The organism is Luteolibacter pohnpeiensis (genome assembly GCF_016595435.1).
GTDB classification, from domain to species: Bacteria; Verrucomicrobiota; Verrucomicrobiia; order Verrucomicrobiales; family Akkermansiaceae; genus Luteolibacter; species Luteolibacter pohnpeiensis.
Map to the genome: position 1 here is coordinate 1 of NZ_JAENIJ010000011.1, position 21,425 is coordinate 21,425.

The 21,425-nt window shown below is 47.6% G+C and carries 20 protein-coding genes; all 20 read left to right on the forward strand.

Annotated elements, in window-relative coordinates; genetic code table 11:
* Positions 1 to 273: UDP binding domain-containing protein (locus JIN85_RS08535; protein WP_325108781.1), on the forward strand; the 273-nt coding region annotated here is incomplete at its 5' end.
* Positions 274 to 342: 69 nt separating this feature from the next.
* Positions 343 to 939 (forward strand): adenylyl-sulfate kinase, encoded by a 597-nt coding sequence (gene cysC / locus JIN85_RS08540; protein WP_200269634.1) that lies wholly within the window; start codon positions 343 to 345, stop codon positions 937 to 939.
* 113 nt (positions 940 to 1,052) lie between these two features.
* Positions 1,053 to 1,958 carry a sulfate adenylyltransferase subunit CysD gene (gene cysD, locus JIN85_RS08545; protein ID WP_200269636.1) on the forward strand — a complete coding sequence of 302 codons (906 nt, stop codon included), beginning with the start codon at positions 1,053 to 1,055 and terminating at the stop codon, positions 1,956 to 1,958.
* Positions 1,959 to 2,014: 56 nt separating this feature from the next.
* Positions 2,015 to 3,259 carry a sulfate adenylyltransferase subunit CysN gene (gene cysN, locus JIN85_RS08550; RefSeq protein ID WP_200269638.1) on the forward strand — a complete coding sequence of 415 codons (1,245 nt, stop codon included), beginning with the start codon at positions 2,015 to 2,017 and terminating at the stop codon, positions 3,257 to 3,259.
* A gap of 46 nt (positions 3,260 to 3,305) precedes the next feature.
* Positions 3,306 to 4,313 (forward strand): GDP-mannose 4,6-dehydratase, encoded by a 1,008-nt coding sequence (locus JIN85_RS08555; protein WP_200269639.1) that lies wholly within the window; start codon positions 3,306 to 3,308, stop codon positions 4,311 to 4,313.
* A 127-nt stretch (positions 4,314 to 4,440) separates the two neighbouring features.
* Complete coding sequence (locus JIN85_RS08560; protein WP_200269641.1) at positions 4,441 to 5,250, forward strand: FkbM family methyltransferase; 810 nt, start codon at positions 4,441 to 4,443, stop codon at positions 5,248 to 5,250.
* 38 nt (positions 5,251 to 5,288) lie between these two features.
* A complete protein-coding gene (gene rfbF, locus JIN85_RS08565) occupies positions 5,289 to 6,053 on the forward strand; it encodes a glucose-1-phosphate cytidylyltransferase (protein ID WP_200269643.1) in 765 nt (254 codons plus the stop codon).
* Positions 6,054 to 6,079: 26 nt separating this feature from the next.
* On the forward strand, positions 6,080 to 7,198 hold the full coding sequence (gene rfbG, locus JIN85_RS08570; protein WP_200269645.1) for a CDP-glucose 4,6-dehydratase: 1,119 nt from the start codon (positions 6,080 to 6,082) through the stop codon (positions 7,196 to 7,198).
* A 27-nt stretch (positions 7,199 to 7,225) separates the two neighbouring features.
* Entirely contained in the window at positions 7,226 to 8,773 is a 1,548-nt protein-coding gene (rfbH, locus tag JIN85_RS08575; protein ID WP_200269647.1) for a lipopolysaccharide biosynthesis protein RfbH, read from the forward strand.
* A 3-nt stretch (positions 8,774 to 8,776) separates the two neighbouring features.
* Complete coding sequence (rfbC, locus tag JIN85_RS08580) at positions 8,777 to 9,322, forward strand: dTDP-4-dehydrorhamnose 3,5-epimerase (RefSeq protein ID WP_200269649.1); 546 nt, start codon at positions 8,777 to 8,779, stop codon at positions 9,320 to 9,322.
* Positions 9,323 to 9,333: 11 nt separating this feature from the next.
* The gene (locus tag JIN85_RS08585; RefSeq protein ID WP_200269651.1) at positions 9,334 to 10,164 is read left to right on the forward strand and encodes an NAD-dependent epimerase/dehydratase family protein; all 831 of its coding nucleotides are present in this window, start codon (positions 9,334 to 9,336) and stop codon (positions 10,162 to 10,164) included.
* 377 nt (positions 10,165 to 10,541) lie between these two features.
* Positions 10,542 to 11,675, forward strand: coding sequence for a glycosyltransferase (locus JIN85_RS08590; protein WP_200269653.1), 1,134 nt, complete (start codon positions 10,542 to 10,544; stop codon positions 11,673 to 11,675).
* A 2-nt stretch (positions 11,676 to 11,677) separates the two neighbouring features.
* The gene (locus tag JIN85_RS08595; protein ID WP_200269655.1) at positions 11,678 to 13,102 is read left to right on the forward strand and encodes an oligosaccharide flippase family protein; all 1,425 of its coding nucleotides are present in this window, start codon (positions 11,678 to 11,680) and stop codon (positions 13,100 to 13,102) included.
* Positions 13,103 to 13,107: 5 nt separating this feature from the next.
* Positions 13,108 to 14,100 (forward strand): glycosyltransferase family A protein, encoded by a 993-nt coding sequence (locus tag JIN85_RS08600; protein ID WP_200269657.1) that lies wholly within the window; start codon positions 13,108 to 13,110, stop codon positions 14,098 to 14,100.
* A 12-nt stretch (positions 14,101 to 14,112) separates the two neighbouring features.
* Positions 14,113 to 15,387, forward strand: a complete 1,275-nt coding sequence (locus JIN85_RS08605) for a glycosyltransferase family 4 protein (protein WP_200269659.1) — start codon at positions 14,113 to 14,115, stop codon at positions 15,385 to 15,387.
* Between the two features lie 132 nt (positions 15,388 to 15,519).
* A complete protein-coding gene (locus JIN85_RS08610) occupies positions 15,520 to 17,049 on the forward strand; it encodes a hypothetical protein (protein WP_200269661.1) in 1,530 nt (509 codons plus the stop codon).
* 114 nt (positions 17,050 to 17,163) lie between these two features.
* Entirely contained in the window at positions 17,164 to 17,973 is an 810-nt protein-coding gene (locus JIN85_RS08615) for a class I SAM-dependent methyltransferase (protein WP_200269663.1), read from the forward strand.
* Between the two features lie 23 nt (positions 17,974 to 17,996).
* Positions 17,997 to 19,043 carry a glycosyltransferase family 4 protein gene (locus JIN85_RS08620; RefSeq protein WP_200269665.1) on the forward strand — a complete coding sequence of 349 codons (1,047 nt, stop codon included), beginning with the start codon at positions 17,997 to 17,999 and terminating at the stop codon, positions 19,041 to 19,043.
* 250 nt (positions 19,044 to 19,293) lie between these two features.
* Positions 19,294 to 20,262 (forward strand): glycosyltransferase, encoded by a 969-nt coding sequence (locus tag JIN85_RS08625; RefSeq protein ID WP_200269667.1) that lies wholly within the window; start codon positions 19,294 to 19,296, stop codon positions 20,260 to 20,262.
* A complete protein-coding gene (locus JIN85_RS08630) occupies positions 20,259 to 21,392 on the forward strand; it encodes a glycosyltransferase family 4 protein (protein ID WP_200269669.1) in 1,134 nt (377 codons plus the stop codon). Before JIN85_RS08625 ends, JIN85_RS08630 begins: the two co-directional genes overlap by 4 nt.
* Positions 21,393 to 21,425: the final 33 nt, after the last annotated feature.

Genomic DNA, 21,425 nt, shown 5'->3' on the forward strand with positions numbered 1-21,425 from the left:
CCAGCCACGATGCGCCGCGACTTGTTAGAAGTCGGCATCGACCCTGAGCTATTCGACAGCAACGTGATCATTGCCAAGACCCCTTACGAAGCTGCTGAGAAAGCTCACGCGCTCGCGACCCTCACCGAGTGGGACGAATTCCGGACCCTGGATTTGCCAAAAATCTACGATCTGATGCTCAAGCCCGCCTTCGTCTTCGACGGCCGCGCGGTGCTCCCCGCCGCCGCCCTCAAAGCCCACGGCTTCGACGCATTCGTCATCGGCAAGGGCTGAGCTGTTGATTTATGAGGTGGAACAGGACCCGTTCTTGTTCCATCTTAGCTCCTTGAGCGAAGGTTTGCCATGTCCAACATCCATCCAGAGTTTCATCGGTTTCTGAACCGACACGATAAGGAATCACTCCTCGGCCAACGTGGCATCGTGATCTGGATGTGTGGCCTGTCCGGCTCCGGCAAATCAACGATCGCCAACGCAGCAGAGCGAGTTCTCCATCAACAAGGCCGCTTTACGGTCATTCTTGATGGAGACAATCTCCGCACCGGGTTGAATTCCGACCTGGGTTTCTCGGATTCGGATCGCCTAGAAAACATCCGGCGTTTCGCAGAAACCGCGAAACTCTTCGTTTCGCAAGGTGCGATCGTCTTTGTTTCCGCAATCACCCCGAAAGGTGAGCTGCGCGATCTCGCTCGCGGCATTCTCGGCAAGGACCTCTTCGAAGTTTACATCAAGGCTTCCTACGAAGCCTGCGAACAACGCGACGTCAAAGGGCTCTATGCGAAGGCTGCCAAAGGCGAAATTGCCAATTTCACCGGAAAAGACAGCGGATTCGAAGCGCCACAAGACCCTGATTTAACGATCGATACTGAAAATTCCAGCATCGAGGATTCCGCCTTTGAGTTACTGGAGAAAATCCGTCATCGGATCACCCCACCGCAGTGATCGACGGAAAGATTCAATCCTTACCAAATTACCCATCTTACTAATAATTCCTTGACCGGGTGTCATGGAGGCCTTACCTCCCGTAGCTCTCCCAGCTACAGAACCATCCGCTCATGCCGAATTATCAGCTTTCCCACCTCGACCAGCTCGAAGCAGAGGCCATTTTCATCTTCCGCGAGACTGCTGCGCAGTTTCAAAACCCCGCATTACTTTTCTCCGGCGGTAAGGATTCGATCGTGATGGCTTGGATCGCCCGCAAGGCTTTCTGGCCTGCCCGCATGCCATTCCCGCTGGTCCATATAGATACCGGCCACAATTTCCCGGAGACCATGGTTTACCGGGACGAATTTGTGGAAATGATCCGTGCCAATCTGGTCGTTGGCTCGGTTCAGGAATCGATCGATACCGGCCGGGTCGTTGAGGAAACCGGAATCAATGCTTCGCGCAACAAACTGCAGACGGTCACCCTGCTCGACACCATCGAGAAGCACCAATACGACGCCGCTCTCGGCGGTGGTCGGCGCGACGAGGAAAAAGCACGTGCCAAAGAGCGCTTCTTCTCCCACCGCGATGACTTCGGCCAGTGGGATCCAAAAAATCAACGGCCGGAACTCTGGAATCTCTTTAACGGCAGAAAAAATCCAGGTGAGCACTTCCGGGTCTTCCCCCTGTCCAACTTCACCGAAATGGACATCTGGATGTACATCCAACGGGAAAACATCCCTCTGCCATCGATCTACTTTTCGCACGAACGTGAAGTTTTCGAACGCAACGGCACTCTCCTCGCCGTCACCGAATTTCTAAAACCGCAGGATAGCGAACCTGTCAGCAAACGCACCGTCCGCTTCCGCACCATCGGGGATGCCACCTGCACAGGCGCAGTCGAATCCCCCGCCTCCAATCTTGACGAAGTCATCGCCGAAGTCGCCGCCGCAAGGCAAACCGAGCGCGGCACCCGATCCGATGACAAACGTTCCGAAACCGCCATGGAAGACAGAAAAAAGGAAGGATACTTCTAAAACCTGAAGCCCTCTTTTCCCGAAACTGAATTCTGAAATACCACCCACTTTCTTCCATGGACCTTCTTCGCTTTACCACCGCCGGCTCTGTAGATGACGGCAAATCCACCCTGATCGGCCGCCTGCTTTATGATTCCAAATCCATCTTCGAAGACCAACTCGAAGCCATGGAGGAATCCTCCAAACGTCGCGGCGACGAGCACGTCAACCTCGCCCTTCTAACCGACGGCCTCAAAGCCGAACGCGAGCAAGGCATCACCATCGACGTCGCCTACCGCTATTTCGCCACGCCGAAACGCAAATTCATCATCGCCGATACCCCGGGCCACATCCAATACACCCGGAACATGGTCACCGGCGCCTCCACCGCCAACCTGGCCATCATCCTGATCGACGCGCGCAAAGGCGTGATCGAGCAAACAAAACGGCATGCATTCATCGCCAATTTGTTGCGAATCCAGCATTTGGTCGTCGCGGTGAACAAGATGGACCTCGTCGATTACTCGGAAGAGGTCTACGAGAGCATCATCAAGGACTTCCGCAGCTTTGCCTCACGCCTCGACAACATCGTTGGCATCACCGCGATCCCAATTTCCGCACTGAATGGCGACAACGTCGTCGATAAATCAGAAAGCATGCCGTGGTACGAAGGGCCATCGCTCCTTTATCACCTCGAAAATGTGTATGTCGGCGGCGATGAAAACCATGTCGACGCTCGCTTCCCGGTTCAGTGGGTGATCCGTCCGATGTCCGATGAGTGGCACGATTTCCGTGGCTACGCAGGCCGGGTAGCAGGTGGAGTTTTCAAGCCAGGAGATGAAGTCACTGTTCTTCCATCTGGATTTAACACCCGGGTCAAAGCAATCCACAGTCCGGAAGGCGAACGCAGCGAGGCATTCGCCCCACAATCCGTCTGCCTCACTCTCACCGACGAAATCGACCTTTCCCGCGGTGACATGCTGGTCAAAGCCAACAACCCGCCGAAAGTCAGTCAGGACATCGAAGCCATGGTCTGCTGGTTCTCGAATAAACCGATGGCCAACCGGGCAAAACTGATTCTCCGCCATACCACCAAGGAAACCAAAGCCATCGTTCAAGAGGTCAAATACCACGTCGACATCAACACCCTCCACAAAATCGAGGGCGTCGACAGTTTCACCATGAACGATATCGGCCGCATTTCCCTGAGAACGGCTGAACCTTTGCTGCACGACTCCTACCGCCGCAATCGATCCACCGGATCATTCATTCTCATCGATCCAGGCACGAATGAAACCGTGGCTGCGGGGATGATTGTTTGACTTTCATCCTTGGAATAGGGGGCGGTTTCCCTGTTTGTTATCATTCATGTCGAAACGCGCCCTCATTTCAGGAATCACCGGCCAAGACGGCTCTTACTTGGCCGAGCTTTTACTTGAAAAAGGCTACGAAGTTCATGGCTTGGTCAGACGCTCCAGCCAGTTCAACCGGGCACGGATCGAGCACCTTCGAAGCGAGGGCAAAAAGCTGGAACTCCACTATGCTGACCTCGGTGACCAAACAACGCTGAGGCGGATCTTTAACAAAATCGAGCCCGACGAATTTTACCACCTTGCGGGGCAATCCCACGTCGGGTTGAGTTTTGAAATCCCGGAATCGACCGTCGCGGAGACCGCCATTGCAACGTTGGGATTGTTGGAAATTTGCCGAGATTTAAAAAATCCACCGAGATTTTTTCACGCAGCATCGTCGGAGGTTTTCGGTGTGCCCGCCGACTCACCTCAAACAGAGGAAACTCCATTCAGACCAGTCAACCCATACGGCTGCGCCAAAGCCTTTGCTGCCAATCTTTGTAAAGTCTATCGGCAAGCCCATGGCATGTTCATCGTCAATGGCATCTTGTATAACCACGAATCTCCACGCCGCGGCGAAAACTTCGTCACCAAAAAAATTGTTTCTACGGTAGCGAGAATTTCTAGAGGTTCTGATGAGATTCTTGAACTTGGAAATTTGGATTCTGAGCGGGACTGGGGCTATGCTCCAGAATTTGTGGATGCAATTTGGCGAACTCTCCAACACAATAAAGCCGACGATTACATCATCGCCACAGGAACATCTACAACCGTTCGAAATTTTGCCATTTCAGCCTTTAGCCGCGCTGGAATAACACTTGAGTTCAGTGGTAGTGGTGAAAATGAAAAAGCTGTAGACTCGAAATCAAAGAGAGTGCTTTTACGGGTAAATCCCAAATTTTTTAGACCAGTCGACAGCCATTTATTGATGGGAGATGCAAGCCGTATAAGGCAAACCTTAGGGTGGAAGCCATCGGTCACGGGAATTCTGGTTGCTAAAGAAATGCTTAACGAGCTGGAATAGGCTCGACAATTTCACCCCTAATCGGAAAAAACTTCGCTTATTCGAAAACTTTTATACCGAATCAAATCAATTTGGAATAAATAAGAGGTCATACCCACTCCTCTTATAACTATTCAAACCCAGCCAAATGAACTATTTTAGCAGAAAAGTCCACCTCCTAAAAAGAAGCATCCAGTTGGGAGCCGATACCCGAACAAAATTTCAATTGATAAAAGCTCAATTTAATTGGCTTCGGGCAGCTAACGAAAATTGTCAATCTGCTAGAATCCATTACAATTTGAAGGGCAAAGGAGGTAACTTTTCCGCAATCGTCCGAGATCTACCTACAGATTGGATTATATTTCGTGAAATTTTCTATTTCGACGACTATATCGACTTAACCCAGTTAGATTGGGAACCAAATACCATTTACGACATCGGTGCGAATGCCGGTTTAGCAGCTCTCTATATGCATTCCATTTTCCCAAAAGCTAAAATATATGGCTTTGAACCAGGGAAAGCAGAATTTGAGAACGCAAAATTAAATTACACACAGAATAATCTGGGTGTAATTTACCCTATCGGTGCAGGAGACGAAAATGGTTCAGCCGTGTTTTATGCTTCAGAAGCTCGTTCTGGCGGACAAGGCTTTGCGCCAAGCGAAGAGTTCAAAAAAGACGCCACAACATACACCGTGCAGCTTTGGAGGCTCGATGACTATATCGTTGATGGGAATTTACCACTTCCGGATCTCATCAAAATGGATATTGAGGGTTTCGAGGTAAAAGCCCTGACTGGTATGGATAAAGCACTTTCCCACGCGAAGGCAATTATCTTAGAAACCCATGGTGAGGAGCTCCATGCTGGTGTCATTAAAAAACTTTCCGAATTCGGCTATAAAACAATCACTGACAGCCATCGCTTCTCAAAGTTCCGTATTTTATTTTCCGCGAAGTGATAACATCGCGGCTCTAGACTCTAATTTCCCCTCCAGTCATGAAAGCAGTTATTTTAGCCGGCGGACTTGGCACCCGATTGAGCGAAGAAACATCCGTAAAACCCAAGCCGATGGTTGAAATCGGCGGCCGCCCCATTCTTTGGCATATTCTGAAAATATATAGTTCCTGCGGCATCAATGATTTCATTATCTGCGCTGGCTATAAAGGATATATTATCAAGGAGTATTTTGCTAACTACTTCCTTCACATGTCCGATGTTACCTTCGACATGGCGAATAACTCGATGGAAGTACACCAGAAGAACGCCGAACCATGGCGCGTCACTATCGTGGATACCGGCGATGAAACGATGACCGGCGGGCGCATCAAACGAATCGCTCCCTATTTGGACGGCCCGTTTTGCTGCACATACGGCGATGGAGTGGGAAATATCGACATTCCCGCCTCAATCGAGTTCCATCGAAAATCCGGGCTTCTCGCGACTTTGACCGGTGTGCAGCCGCCAGGTCGATTTGGTTCATTTCAATTGGAAGGAGATAAGATCAGTTCCTTCATTGAAAAGCCTAAGGGAGACGGCTCATGGATCAATGGTGGGTTCTTTGTATTGGATCCAAAGGTCATTGACTACATCGACGACGACAGCACGATTTGGGAACGCAAACCGCTCGAATCTTTAGCTGCAGAGGGTCAGCTCGGAATCTTCCGCCATCATGGATTCTGGCGCCCGATGGATACGCTGCGCGACAAGCACGAACTTGAGGAGCTTTGGGAAAACCGCAAGGCTCCATGGAAAACGTGGTGACCACGGACTCGCTGAATTCCACAATCATGCTCAGCAATTTAACCAGCGCCTATCGAGGCAAGCGGGTTTTTGTGACCGGTCACACCGGTTTCAAGGGATCTTGGCTTTGCGAGTGGCTACTTTCACTCGGTGCGGAAGTTGTCGGCTACGCGCTCGATCCGCAGCCCCATGAAATCCTTTTCGATCAACTCAAACTCTCCGAACGGCTTGTCGCTGATCACCGTGGGGATCTCTGCGATCGTGAACGGCTTGTAAAAATCATATCCGATTTCCAGCCAGAGATCGTGCTGCATTTGGCCGCACAACCCTTGGTCCGGCTGTCCTATGATATCCCAGTAGAAACATTTGCGACCAATGTCATGGGCACCGCTCATGTGCTCGATGCAGTGCGTTTAGCTGGTATTTCGTGTCGGATTGTCGCCGTCACTACCGACAAATGCTACGAAAATCGTGAATGGTTGCATGCCTATCGCGAAGAAGACCCGATGGGAGGTCACGACCCCTACAGTGCAAGCAAAGGCGCCGCAGAGATTGTCATCGCATCCTATCGGTCGTCGTTTTTCCCAGGAAATGGCGCGGTTAAGCTTGCGTCCGCACGCGCTGGAAATGTCATCGGCGGCGGTGATTGGGCCTTGGATCGCATCATTCCCGACTGCATCCGCGCGCTCAGAAAAAACGAGGCAATTCCTGTTCGTAATAAAATCGCAACCCGCCCTTGGCAACACGTCCTCGAGCCCCTTTCCGGATACCTTTGGCTTGCCGCTTCCCTCGCCACTCCTGCCGAACCAGGACGCGAACTAACCTCTGCCTTCAACTTCGGCCCGAACCTCACCAGCAACCGAACTGTCTCCGAATTGGTAGAAGAGTTGCTCCGCCACGTGGATGGTGGCTGGATTGACGCATCGGACCCGAATGCGCGACATGAAGCTTCAAAGCTGAACCTCGCAACTGACAAGGCCTTTCACCTCCTTCAATGGCAACCAGTTTGGAATTTCGAACAAACCATCGCCCAAACGGCTGATTGGTACCAAGCTGAGGCAAATGGCGCAGATCCAGCCGAATTCACGCGAAAGCAAATTTCCGAATATCAATCTGCAGCAGCAAAAAAGGCCCTCGTTTGGGCACTACCAGCCAACAACCCCTAATTTTCACCTTACTGTCTTTTCCCTCCCATGTCTTCTGCCGCAGAAATTAAAGCCGAAATTCTTCGCCTCACCCGCGAGTTCTCCAAACTCGCCCACGCTGCCAACCGCCCCGGGATCGATCCGGCCCACGCGCCTTTCATCCCCGGGCAAACCACCGTTCCCTATGCCGGCCGCGTTTTCGATGAAGACGAAGTCGAAGCAGCCGTATCCTCGACCCTAGATTTCTGGCTCACGCTCGGCCCGGAGGGTGAAGCCATGGAAAAAGAATTGGCAGCATTCATGGGCGTAAAACACTGCCTGCTCGTGAATTCCGGTTCATCCGCGAACCTAGTCGCTTTCTCGGCGCTGACCACGCACAAACTTCCCGACCACAAGCGCATCCGCCCCGGCGACGAAGTCATCACCGTTGCCGCAGGCTTCCCTACAACCGTCGCTCCCATCATCCAGGCAGGAGCGGTGCCGGTGTTTATCGATGCGAAAACCTTCACCGGAAACGCCGACTGCTCACTACTGGAAGCCGCATTCAGCGAAGGCAAAACGAAAGCCGTGATGATGGCCCACGCTTTAGGCAATCCATTCGAGCTCTCAACCGTTCTCGAGTTCTGCAAAAAACACGACCTCTGGTTGGTCGAGGACAATTGCGACGCGCTCGGGTGCACCTACTCGCTCCCCGTTGGGAAAGCCAAAGAGCTGGGTCTCGATCACTTGCTCAAAATCGCGGATAAAGGTGAACACGCTATCATCCGCATCGAGGACGGAATTCTCACCGCACCGACCGGATCATTCGGCGACATTTCCACCCAATCTTTCTACCCTCCCCACCACCTCACGATGGGCGAAGGTGGAGCCGTGAACATCATTCGCCGCGCGCCACTCAAAACCTATGCCGAATCGTTCCGCGACTGGGGCCGTGACTGCTGGTGTGCCTCCGGCAAGGACGATACCTGCGGCAAACGATTCCAGTGGCAGCTCGGCGAACTACCGCAGGGCTACGATCACAAATACATCTACTCCCACCTCGGCTTCAACCTGAAGCCACTCGATCCACAAGCAGCGATCGGCCGTGTTCAAATCAAGCGACTTCCGGAATTCATCGAAGCACGCAAAATCAACTGGGAGCTGCTTCGCCGCGGCCTCCACGGTTTGGAAAAATACATCGATTTCGCGCTGCCGACCCACGCAACGGCCTGGAATCCTCCTGCAGATCCAGCCAGTGAGCCGATTTCCGATTTCACTTGGGATGACAGTGGTTGCCAGACCTCCTGCTCCTGGTTCGGTTTCAAAATCACGATCAAGGAGGACGCTCCGTTCACCCGCACCGAACTCGCAGCGCACCTCGATGCCAACAAAATCGGCAACCGCATGCTCTTCGGCGGTAACCTGGTCCGCCAACCTGCCTTTGTGCAACTCCGCCGTGACAATCCTGCAGCCATGCGCGTCGCTGGCGAGCTAACAGGCGCCGATCGCATCATGAACCAAACCATGTTCCTCGGAACCTACCCCGGCCTCACCCGCGAGATGATCGATTACATGGTGAAGGTGATTTGCGATTTTACTGAATCGAAAGCTGCTTAATCCATGGAATTGATCGCCGAGCCACTACCAGGGGTCAAAATCCTTAAACCTTTCGTGTTTGAGGATGCCCGTGGAAATTTCGTAAAGCCGTTTCACGAAGACCAGCTCGCAGCCCACGGTATCCACCTTATGTTGCGAGAGGAATTTTTCTCGACGTCATCCCGCGGTGTCATTCGCGGCATGCATTTCCAAATTCCACCACACGCCCATCAAAAAATCGTTTACTGCATCACCGGCAAAGTCTTGGATGTATTGCTCGATTTACGAAAAAGTTCACCGACTTATGGGCAGAGCGTCGCCTTCGATCTATCCGCCGAAAATCGGCATATTGTCCATATCCCGGTCGGCTTTGCTCACGGCTTCGTCGCTTTGCAGGAGCAATCCTGCCTCGTTTACAAAACAGATGCCGTCCATGCATCCGAAAGTGATCGCGGCATTCGCTGGGACAGTTTCGGCTATTCCTGGCCTAATCTAACAGATTCAGTTCAGGAAATAAGTACTCGCGACTTAGACCATCCACCGTTTGCGGACTTTATAAGCCCTTTTTGATTTAGCTGGCTATGAAGATATTCCTTACTGGCGGCACTGGCTTCATTGGCTCCCATTTTATCAACCAGGCTCACGCTGTCGGCCATGAGATCATCGCCCTCAGACGTAGTCCAGCATCAGTTCCAAGAGTTCCATTAGGGAAAGCACCCGTCTGGCTCGACAAGGCAATGCCTGATCTCCAGCCAGCAGACTTCATAGGATCCGACACACTGGTGCACTTGGCCGCTCATTCAGCAAACGTCCCTTATGACACACTTGAGGCCTGTATTCAGCACAATGTCATTGAGCCTATTCAGATGATACGGACCGCCTCCGTGGCGGGAATCCAAAAATATGTCATTGCTGGAAGTTGCTTTGAATACGGTCGATCCGGAGAACGTTACGACAAAATCCCACCAAATGCCCCGCTGGAACCCACACTGAGCTACCCCGCCTCGAAAGCTGCGGCCTCGGTTGCATTCCACTCGCTGGCACAAGAACTTTCAATCAAACTTTCCATTCACCGAATCTTTCAGGTCTTTGGAGAAGGTGAAGACCCAGGGCGCCTCTGGCCATCACTTCGCAAGGCAGCCTTGGCCGGCGAATCTCTCGAAATGACTCCGGCAGAACAGGTACGAGACTTCATCAACGTCACCGAAGTTGCGGCACAACTTCTGGCGGCGATTGATCTTGAACCACTGCCTGGCATTCCGTTGGTGATGAACCTGGGCACCGGCGAAGAAATGACACTCCGAAACTTCGCCGAGCATTGGTGGAAAACCTGGAATGCGAGCGGCACTCTTCATTTTGGTGCAAAGCCATACCGCGACGGAGAAATCATGCGCTACATCCCCTTAGTCTGATCAGTGTCGCAAGTCTTATTAGATAGAATCTCAAATCGCTCAAAAGGACTATTCTGAAATTTATCGAGAGAGCAGACGACTTAAGGTATACCATTATATAATCCCCCCGGCTTATAGCCTCATATCAACATATGATGCCATTTTCAAATAATCAAACATAATGGGCTCAAATACCATCGACTCCGACGAAACACGAGGGATCAGGACTTTCACGTCGCAAACGTCGAAAAGGCAAAAAACCTTTCAAAGTGGAATCCCATTGCCAGCGTGAATAAAGATATCGACCAGATGGTTAAATAGCCGAATAAAAACTTCCAACATCAATTAGTCACTCGTGCGATTTATTTTAGCTTCAACCGAGTTCGTCTCACAGAGGTATGAAAACTAAAAGTCCCGTCAAGATCCTAATTATCGGCAGATTGCAAGGCGCTAATCGAGGAGAATGGGTATCTCATTTTTTGGCTAAGGGTGACCCAAACATCAAATTCAATGTCAAGTTTTCACCGCTAGCAACACGACCTCGCCAAAATGCACTAGGCTACATAGCAGACTTCCTATTAAAGACTGCGAGCTTTGTTGTAGATTACATTCAAGGCAGGGGCACAACCATCATCTATGTCCCACCAATGAACTACTCAATCATCAACTATGCTTGGGCTTTAAATAGCTTGCTCAGATCGAAACTGATAGTTGATTATTACGTTTGTGCACTTCCCACCTTAGAGGAAGACGGCGGTTCAAGTTGCTGGATTGGAAATGATATCAATTGCATCAAATTCGATCGCGCAGCATTGAGCAAAGCCGACATTTTAATTCATCCGGTCATATCAGAACTTAAACTGACCGCATCCATGGCAGGGGTGGAATTGAAAAACTCGAAAATCAGGGTTCTGCCATTGACTATGGATAGATTAGCTCATCCTAAGAAAAAGTTAATTACCCGGAAGCTTCGGATCGCATGGTGGGCATTATTCTCTCCACTGCACGGGCTCGATCAATTCTTACGGGGAATGGAGCAATTGAGCGACGCGGATCTAGAACTCATTGAGCTCACACTTATCGGCAGTAATACAGCAACTCCTTACGTGAAGGGCCTGCTCGAAGCACACCCAAGAGCAGGAACTAAGATCAAATACAGAACCGACTTGTCATTTTCCAATGGAACTTTGCCATCCCACTTGGTTGACCATTGTGATCTTGCACTGGGCCATTTTGGCTTGTCACGCAAATCACAAGCTGTGATATCTAACAAAATTGTAGAAGCGCTGGCAATCGGCTTGCCAGTTTTCACTGGCGAAAGCTCTGGAGTTCGAGAGTTCTTGAATGATGACCAAATAATCTTTGTTGACCTGAACCCTGAAGCAATTGCCGCCAAGCTTAGAGCCATTGTTAGGCAGGAAATTTGTTTGGACGAAATAGCTGAAAATGGAAGTAGCGCATTTGATGTACATTTCTCCAGGGAAACCTTCGTCTCTAATTTCCGAGAACTCATTCTTAGTGATAGAAATTAGCCTTGAGTAAATTCAAAGATACAACTTGGCTTCTACTTGGACGATTTATCGGTCTCAGTAGTCCACTCTTCGTAACCCCGTACGTCGCACGTGCTCTAACCAAAGAAGAAATCGGCACATGGGCTTTAATCCAGGTCGTCGTCGGCTTTGTTGCGATTTTTCAGGATGGGGGTTTAAGCCCATACGTCATCCGCCACAAAAACTATGAGCAAGCCACTCGCTCGATGGTCAGTAGCTGTGGTGGCCTACTCGGCGTGGCGGTAGGCCTCATCCTACTGGTGGGAAGCATTCCTGTTTGTCGGCTACTTGGAATATCGGAACAATGGAAACTTTTTCTGCCGCTGACGATCGTGTATGGTCTAGGCGGACTCGCAAGTGTCTGGAATGCGGAGCTTCGGCGCAACGGTTCATTTAAACAACTGTTTCTCGCTGGATCGATCCCTCAGCTATTATCAGTTCCCTTTTCTGTTCTGTTGCTGGCAAATGGATTTGGCCTATGGACGTTTCCCCTTGCGGCACTTTTCGGAGCAATCACTCAAGTCTTATTTTTAATCCCATTCTGCAGACCGATTCGATTCGCTTGGTCTCAGGCGCTTTTGCCCGAAATGGCGCAGTATACACGTGGATTACTCGGTTTTTCCTTAATCAATTACTGGGCACGGAGGCTCGATGATCTCTTAATCGGCCGCTACCTCGGGACAGCACCACTCGCAATTTACTCAAATGCATATCGCTTGATGCTTCTACCTATCTCCCAAGTGATCTCACTTTTTAATCCACTCATACTTCCTTACATGTCCAAACATCAGGATGATCTTGAGGCTTGTCGCACTGAACTTTATGGCTTTCTCTCTACTATAGGTCTCATCGTGTTTGCTGGAATGAGTTTTCTTTGGATTGAAAGAAATCAACTCATCAATTGGTACCTTGGAAATGGATGGAATGAGGTTTCAGATATTCTATTCTGGTTTGCTCCATTAGGGATGCTGCAGTGTTTAATCAATCCACTCGGCAATTGTTATATGATCAGCAGTCGGAATGACCGATTTTTCTGGATAGGCGTCATCAATACAGCGGTAGTAATTTGCGGTTTTATTGCAGGCCTCAAATTTGGAGTTAAGGGAGTCGCACTTGGATATTTTATAGCAAATCTTATCATGATTTATCCTAATGTTCGACTATCTATTTCAACAATTGGTGGATCGTTCCGGGAGTGGTTGTTTAATACTTCAATACTCTGGGTAATCCCAATTGGAGGGATCATATTCTCACAATTCAATACTCTAGCGAATCCTTACCTTTCCGTAGCAATTTCCGCAATTTTTGTGGGATTGATCACCCTGAGCGTGGCAGTGATCATTTTTCGCAGCAAGATACCAACTGTTTGTCAATTCTTGAGGCTACGACGCAAAAAAACACTCTCGTAAAATTCATGCACACACCAATGGTTTCAATAATCATTCCTTGTTACAATGCAGAGAAGCATCTAAAGGAGGCAATACAGTGTGCACTGGACCAAACATGGGGGAACAAGGAGATCATTGTCATAGACGATGGCTCGATTGATAGCAGCCTCAGAATAATCCAATCTTTTGGAGATCGAGTGATTTATCGATCCGGAGCAAATCAAGGAGGCAACCATGCCCGAAATTTAGGGGCAAAAATCTCGAAAGGTGACTATCTCCAATTTCTCGACGCCGACGATTTTATGGATGCCGAGAAAATCGAGAAGCAAATGATCGCTTTATCTAATGCGCCACCCGGAACTATCGCTGGCTGCGCATGGCAATATCATTTTTGTGAAAAACCACCAGTCATCCCAGTCGCAAAATTCTGGAAAAACTATACCAGCAGCCGCGAAATGATACTAGATCAATGGCTGGGACAAGGCTTTCTCGCTCCTCATTGTTGGCTGATACCTAAAGAAATATGGCATAAGATCGGTGGATGGGATGAAACTCTCAAAGCGGATCAGGATGGGAACTTTTTTGGCAAAGTGTTACTCGCAGATCAAGAAGTCTGCTTCATCAATGAAGTTCTTGCCTCCTATCGGATGACTGGTGCCTCAAGTGTGAGCCGTCAAAATTCGAAAGAAGCAGCAGAAAGTCGATTCCGATCGTGGAAGGCACTATCCGCAATGATACTATCTAATGATTCGACATCTAAAGCAAAACAAGCCGTATGCTGTTGGGGAAGTGCTGTTGCAAGAGGTATCATCCTCAGGGGAGGATTTCATAAAAGTGGCGGTGCAATGATCGGCTATCAGATGCTTAATTATGTTTTTCGACATTATCCGAGTGATGTAAGAAATTTTTTCCACAATTCATGGATGGATATGTTTTCGAAAATTTTTGGTCTAAAACTGGCAATTCATTTTTCGATATTAATTCGCAGGACAAGGGGTTTCCTTGGAGGCGAACGCTGATAGATGTAGCATATGTTCCAAGCGGTAGATATTTCATACTGGGCCGGAATGTGGCATGCTCCTCCAGAAACACTTTTCGGCTTGGGAAGGGTCGAAAGAAGTCTAGGAATAGCTCTTCAAAAACTTCTTCCGCAAACTGTCCGCTATACCTCGTTTAATTTCGGTATCGAGTGTTCCGCGATGTTTGCTAGGGAAGGTATTGATTTGAGTCTATCACTTGAAAAGCAGCCATCTAATTCTGAAATTCTAATATTGAATCAGCTTAAAATTGGAGACTCATACGGAGGCTATAAACAGGATACTTTTTCCAAAATCAAGCTCAATTTATGGCGCAGGTATAATTGTCATCGAGCTCGAAATTCTTGGATTAAAAATCCTAATCGAGACAAAATCAGTCTGATTCAATTCGATTACAATATTCGTGCCGAACAGTTTATACCGAACAAGCTCAAATTTGCCTTAGTTCACGACATCATCCCCATTACTCACCCTCAATTCTCAACACCTAGCAACACCGAGTCAGCATCTTTACGCTTGAGATTACTCTCAAAAGAAGGTGCACATTTCATCTGTGTATCCAAATACACCGCAGATGAACTCATGAATTTTCTTAAATTAGACAAAGAGCGAGTTCATTGGTTTCAGAATGGTTTAGACAATGCATTCAAACCAAATCCCAATCTTGGCGATGCCTCAAAATGGCGGAAGAAGCTCGCAATTCAATCCGATCAACGGTACTTCATCGCTCAAGCAGGAGATTTAAAGCGAAAAAATCTCATTTCCATTATGAGAGCAATGAAAATCTTCCGCAAGTTGTGTAATGAAGACATCATTTTAGTCATAGTTGGACAAATACGGAATTTACCTTCCGAATTCGACTTGAATCTAGGAGAGAGTGAGTGGAGAAGTTATGTCAGATTCACTGGCACTGTTCAGGATTCAGATTTCTCCGCGTTATATTCTTCGGCAATTTCTCTTATTTTTTTAAGTCTCGCCGAAGGCTTCGGCTTCCCTCCACTTGAGGCAATGGCGTGTGGCTTACCGGTCATAGCATCAAACCTTACTTCGGTTCCTGAAGTCGTAGGCGATTCAGGGATCCTTGTCGATCCCACTGATTGCGACGAAATTACCAATGCAATGCTAAAAGTCGCTCTAAATGAGCCATTCCGAATCTCGTTGAGAAATTCAGCTCTCAGCAGATGCCAATCTTTTACATGGGAGAAGGCAGCTCAAAGAACTGTGGATGCATGGAGAAAATCAGGACTCGATATTTCGGCTGGTTTTTAGAATTCATTTTCGGATAAACTCTTTTTCATTAATAACAAAGTCTAATGGTTCCAGTATTTCCAAGAAAATCTTATATATCTGAAAATCCTGTACAGATTCTGAGAGCAAGAAACTTATCAAACAGTTAATAACGTGAATAGCCGTTCTCTTACAACAATATTTTTTGGGATAATAGGTATTATTATCGCACTTTGGTCAGGTATTTCCATATTGATGAATCCCACAGGCGGTATAGCCGGCCTCAGTAAACTTATTACTATTGTTGCAATTTTAGTCAGCATAGTTAATCCAAAGGCTGGCCTTTTTGCATTAGCAGCACAGGCCATTTATACCGATCAAATCAAAAGAATAGGAGTCTATTATGGCGCTGTCTCTATGACGACTGTTCAAGAAATTCTCATTGGTCCTATTTTGACTATATGTGCTCTTAATTTCGGATTGATTATTCAACTTCTTTTCGGAAAAATTCGCATGACATGGCTAGGCTGGTCTCTTTACGGTATCGGATTTGCTTTGAGTATTTACTATCTTTCTGGTGGAGCTATTGGTGGGGGAAGTTCATTCGCAAAAAAGGCATATAATGCTGCAGTAGCAGGTGCCTACACAACTGTCGTCCCATTATGCTATGCTTTATTTAAAGATGTTAAGGACTGGATTAAATTTTTGTCATTCCAGGTAATTATTGTCGTTCCAAGTGCAGCCTGGGCGATTTGGCAATACTTCCACGGATTCAATAATATCGAGTGGACATATGCTATGTCAGGACTCTCACCCGTGCATACGAGTCAAATGCTAATGTTTGAGAATCCCAGAGTATTCGGTTTTTTTGGTTCCGCTAGCGCATTAGGCTGTTTGTGCATTTACGTAACTTTTGCTGTTTGGAGAGCGATCAAAATTAAAGAATCGAGGTGTGTATTTGCTATTATTTCAGTTATATTATTTATAGCATTAGTATTTTCCACCCAACGCTCAGCGCTTTTGTCACCATTTATCTTTGGATTGTTTATATTCTTCTACAGAACCCCAAGAAGAACTTTTCTGATTTATTCGTTGATTGGCATTACATTCATTATTGCAATTTACAAATCTAATTGGTTACTCAATGAGGGTATAGGTAAGGTAAACTCAATTATTGCGAATAATTCAACAAAATGGGGTAGTGAAGTTTTAAAGGTCAGCACCTTTTCCGACCGGTTGAGAGGGTGGGAAAGACTTGGACGAGCTGACAGCTGGACCCTATTTGGAACGAATGACGAGGGAGGATTTGAAGCAACAGGTGTAGCATCAAAAGATTATAGCCACGACATGATCAACCGAATTCTCATACGCGTAGGTGCTGTGGGACTCGGTGCAGTGATATTGGTAGGTGGTGCCATTGCTTTGAATTTACATCGATTGGTTTGGAGACTACCAAAGGGCTGGCATCAGTCGATCGGTGTTTTATCGTTAGGTATTACGGTTCCTATTTGTTTGATGTCGGCCGCGGGAGGCGACAATTTTACAACAACACCATATAATTTGGCGATTTGGTCTGCATTTGCTGGAGCATTTGTGGTCAGAAAGATGACTTTCAGCACTTCTACTTCAGATGAAATTCAAATAAGTGCACAAAATACTCAAGATGGTTCACTTGAGACTACAAAACAAACTTATCGCGCGTAATCTACAATCGTTGAATTAAATCAACTTAGAATAACCACCAGAATATCTCAAGTTGATGCAACATTAATAATAGCAGACAATGTGCAAGACAAATTGAAATCACACTATCAATTCATGAAAAAATTAAAGAATTTGATCAGAGTTTCCTTTCCAAGTCTATTCGCAGTGATGTCTAGCGTGCGATTTTTTATAGCTTGCAAAAAAAGATTAGGTGACACACAAAATCTGGTATCAAATACATTGTTCAACAATGAAAATATTACGGTTTTGAGTGGTCCATTCGAAGGGTTAAAATATTATAATAAAACTATTTGGGGCACTATTACATCAAAATGGATTGGATGCTATGAATTGGAAATTCGATCAGTAATTGAGGAAATCATCGATTCAAAATACGATCTTATTGTAGATATCGGCGCCGCTGAAGGCTATTACGCCGTAGGCCTTGCCTATAGACTTTCCGAATCAAAAATTATTACTTATGACACTGACCCAATCGCTAGATTCCGGCAGCGTCAACTCGCTAAACTCAACAATATCACGAATCTAGAGATCAAGAAGTATTGCTCTCATTCTGAATTAGAAGCACTCACAGCAATTAATTCGGTAATAATTTGCGATACAGAAGGCTATGAAATTCAACTTCTCAATCCTAAGCTCGCACCTAAATTAAAGATAATAAACATTTTAGTTGAATGTCATAAATTCGATAATTTCAGTGTGCGTGATGTTGTTATGGAGCTGAAATCTAGATTTGGCGACACACATTATATTGAAGAATTTGAATCTAAAACTCGGGATATTGAATTGTATAGATCAACCATCCAAAAATTTGACAGATTAAGTGACAGACAAGCTGAAATTGCTCTAGATGAAGGGCGATACCCTGGTCAAATCTGGCTTTGGATGAAAGTTAAAGACTAGTATAAACTTATTTCTCTATTTATATGTCACGCAAGACAAGAGTTTTGATGGTTGCCCCTACTTGCGGCGTTTACGGGGGGATCGAAGCGTTTACTTCTGCTATCGCCTCTGAAGTTGTAAGTGATAGCAACTTCGAGGTCAGTGTAGTTTTCCGATTACGGCCTGGCTATACCCTTGATGAGCGACTGACCACAGAATTGTCATCGAGCCCATTTCAATGGAGAATCATGGGAAAACCGGATCTTTCTTTTATCCGGAGTTTGTTGTGGGCAGACATCGTTAATTGTCATTTCCCCCTTCTCTATGCAACATTCCCAGCCCGTTTCTTCAGAAAGAAATTGGCGATTACAATCGAAAACCAAAGATGGCCTGAACATAAGGATATTTATCTGCGGGCACTCATGTTAGCAGATGCTAGATGGTATATTTCTCGATTCGTTGCGGAAACTTGGGAAGGAAATCAGCTATCCTCAGATAGTAAAATCGTGCCTGCCGTCTCGCAACTTCCCGATGAGTGGATTGATCCAAAACTGCGAAAAGGGTTTTTCTTCATCGCTCGTTGGGTTCCGAAAAAAGGTATTGAAGAATTAGTTCAGGCCTACGCCACTGCGCGAATTGATCATTCCACACATCCGCTCACTCTGATGGGAGCAGGTCCCCTGAAAGAAGAAGTTTCTATCTTGATTAAGAACTCAGGAGTGGCCGACTATATTGAAACTCCCGGATTTGTTGACCATTCAGAGAAAATACAGAGGATGGCTCATGCCCGGTGGAATGTCGCACCCGCTGCGTTCGCAGAGGACCTTGGTCTTTCACCGATTGAAGCACGAGCTTGTGGAGTGCCATCGATTGTGAGTGATATCGGCGGGTTACCTGAAGCAGCCGGGAGCACTGCTCTAAAATGTCTTCCTTCAGATATTCCAAGTTTGGCTACCGCGCTGGAAACAGCGGCGAATATGAGCAGTGAAGATTACATTAGTCGATGCGAGTCGAGTAAAGCCAGCTTGGCTGACTACTTGCCGCGCCCGGGATTTTACATTGATTCCTTTCGCGAGTTGATGACGAAATGATCGTTTGGAAAGATTATAAATTCCGAATTTATTCTACTCCATGGGCCAAATTGACCGCCTTCTAATTGTAGACCCTCTTTGCCACAGCAGAGCGCCGAGCATGCGAGCTTGGCTCCAAGCCGCAGAGCAGATTTTGCCACAGCATTTCCACGAGGTTGAAATTTGGTCGATGGAATGCGAATTGAATTTTCCTTGGGTCAAATGGCGGAAGTTTCCCAAGGTTACAAAATTCTGGCCGATTCAGTGCGCAATGTTCCGAACGATGGCCTGGCGTGCCTACCGTAAGCTGCCACCTGACTACCTCTCTGGCACTTTCACACAATGTACTGGAGAACATCTCCCCGTAGCTGACAGCCGCTATATCCATTTCTGGAATTTAGCCTATAAGGAAGCTATCAATCATCACCCTGATGAGATGCAGGTTCCCGCTAAACAGCGGCTGTTCATCAATTTGGCAATACGCGGGGAACGACAAGCACTACGACCTGGCTCTACAGGTGAATGGTGGTGCGTAAGCCGTGGAATTGCCGACCCAATTGAAAAAGCGGTAGGACTCGGCCAGACATTCAGATTCCTGCCAAACTCGTTCAACCCTGAAAGATTCAATACAAAGAAACGATCGTCTTTTCGCGCTGCGATGCGAAAACACTATGGATTTTCGGAAGACGAGACCATCCTTGCATTCTGTTCCTTCGGCCACTTCGTCCGCAAAGGATTGCTAAATGCCATTGAAGCCGTAGACAAACTCCGGTCCTCCGGTAGATCCATCAGACTTTTGGTTTTAGGTGGAAACGAATCGACCATTTCCGATATCAGGAGCCGCATGGCCAGCAAACGAATGAATGGAGAAGGGGTCGTGTTTGCAGGCTTGGTCAGTGCGACTGAAGAGCATCTTTCTGCGGCGGACGCGTTAATATTTCCATCATTTTTTGAGGCTTTCTCACTGGTCGAGATCGAAGCCGCAGCTCTGGGAATCCGGCTATATCTCACCCCGCATCCAGGCAGCGAGATGATTCTTCGGGAACCCGAGAACGGGCGACTCTTGCCATGGAACTTGGATCGCATGGTTGATGTTCTGGCGGATGATTTTGATTCTGGAATGATGCAGAAGCCCCATCAGGAGATCGGTGAAGCGCTGACACCCGACTCTTACGCTCAAACTCTGAGCAATTTTTATTCACAAGCAATCGCCCGCAAGCAATCAGAGAGTATACCATGATCACACCGGAGTCACAGCCCAACAAGACTGACATCGGTTGGATACCAGCTCACCCGTCATACGGCGGCGTTTCAATGCGCCGCTTTTGGCAGGCACTTCACGATTGCCAAAAATCTGACGACCGCTACCGAATCCATTCCGTTATCACACCGTCAGATATCACACTCCCGCGAGGACTTCGCGGCAGCGCCCTGCGCTATTGGCATCGAAACTATGGCTATCCTGCCATAATCAAACGTAAGTTTAAGGGAACCATTGCCCATGTTCTAGATCATAGCTGGGCTGATATGTTAGCCAGCATTCCAAAAGACATCCCGAAAGTAGTTACTGTCCACGACCTCATCCCGCTGCGTTATCCGGATCAACTTGGCCCAGCCCAAATCGAAAGATTCAGGTCGTGGGTTCTAGCGGCTAAGCTTGCGGATTTTCTCATTGCAGTCTCTGCTTATACTAAGTCCGAGATCGAAACCTTACTAGGCATACCGCCGGAAAAAATCATCATCGTCCACGGAGGCGTTGAGATGCCTTTGAATTGTTGTGAGAAAATCCATCTGCCACAAATCGTCGAAAAACCTAATCCTTTCATAATAGGCAGCATCGGAAGTATCCTCGGTCGTAAAAACCTTACAATTTTCCCTGCTGCGCTCGCCCATCTAAAAGCTAGAATTAAGCGGCCTATCGTTCTTCTTCGTGCCGGTTCTCCCCTACCGCCTTCTCTCGCAAATGAGATTCGACACGAAATAGGTGCGAACAACCTGATCGAACTTGGCCGGATCTCGGACGCCGATATTCTCAGGTTTTACGCGACCTTGGACGTGTTGGTCATCCCTTCGCTGTATGAAGGATTTGGCCTACCTGTTTTGGAAGGCATGGCTGCAAAAGTTCCTGTTGTATCGAGTCATGCGACCAGCCTTCCAGAAGTCGGAGGTGATTTGGCATTTTACTTTGATCCAGCTTCACCTGAAGAGTTAGCCACTGTTCTTGCAAGGCTTTCAACCGAAGGGGTTCCCGAGCGACAAATCGATGCCGCCCACGAGCGCGCGGAACAATTTTCGTGGAGAAACTCACTTGAAGGAATTTTTCGGGTTTATGATAACGCTCTATTTAAGAACGGTGCAGTCAAACGATAATACCTCATTGATCTCAATCGAATACTGAGCATT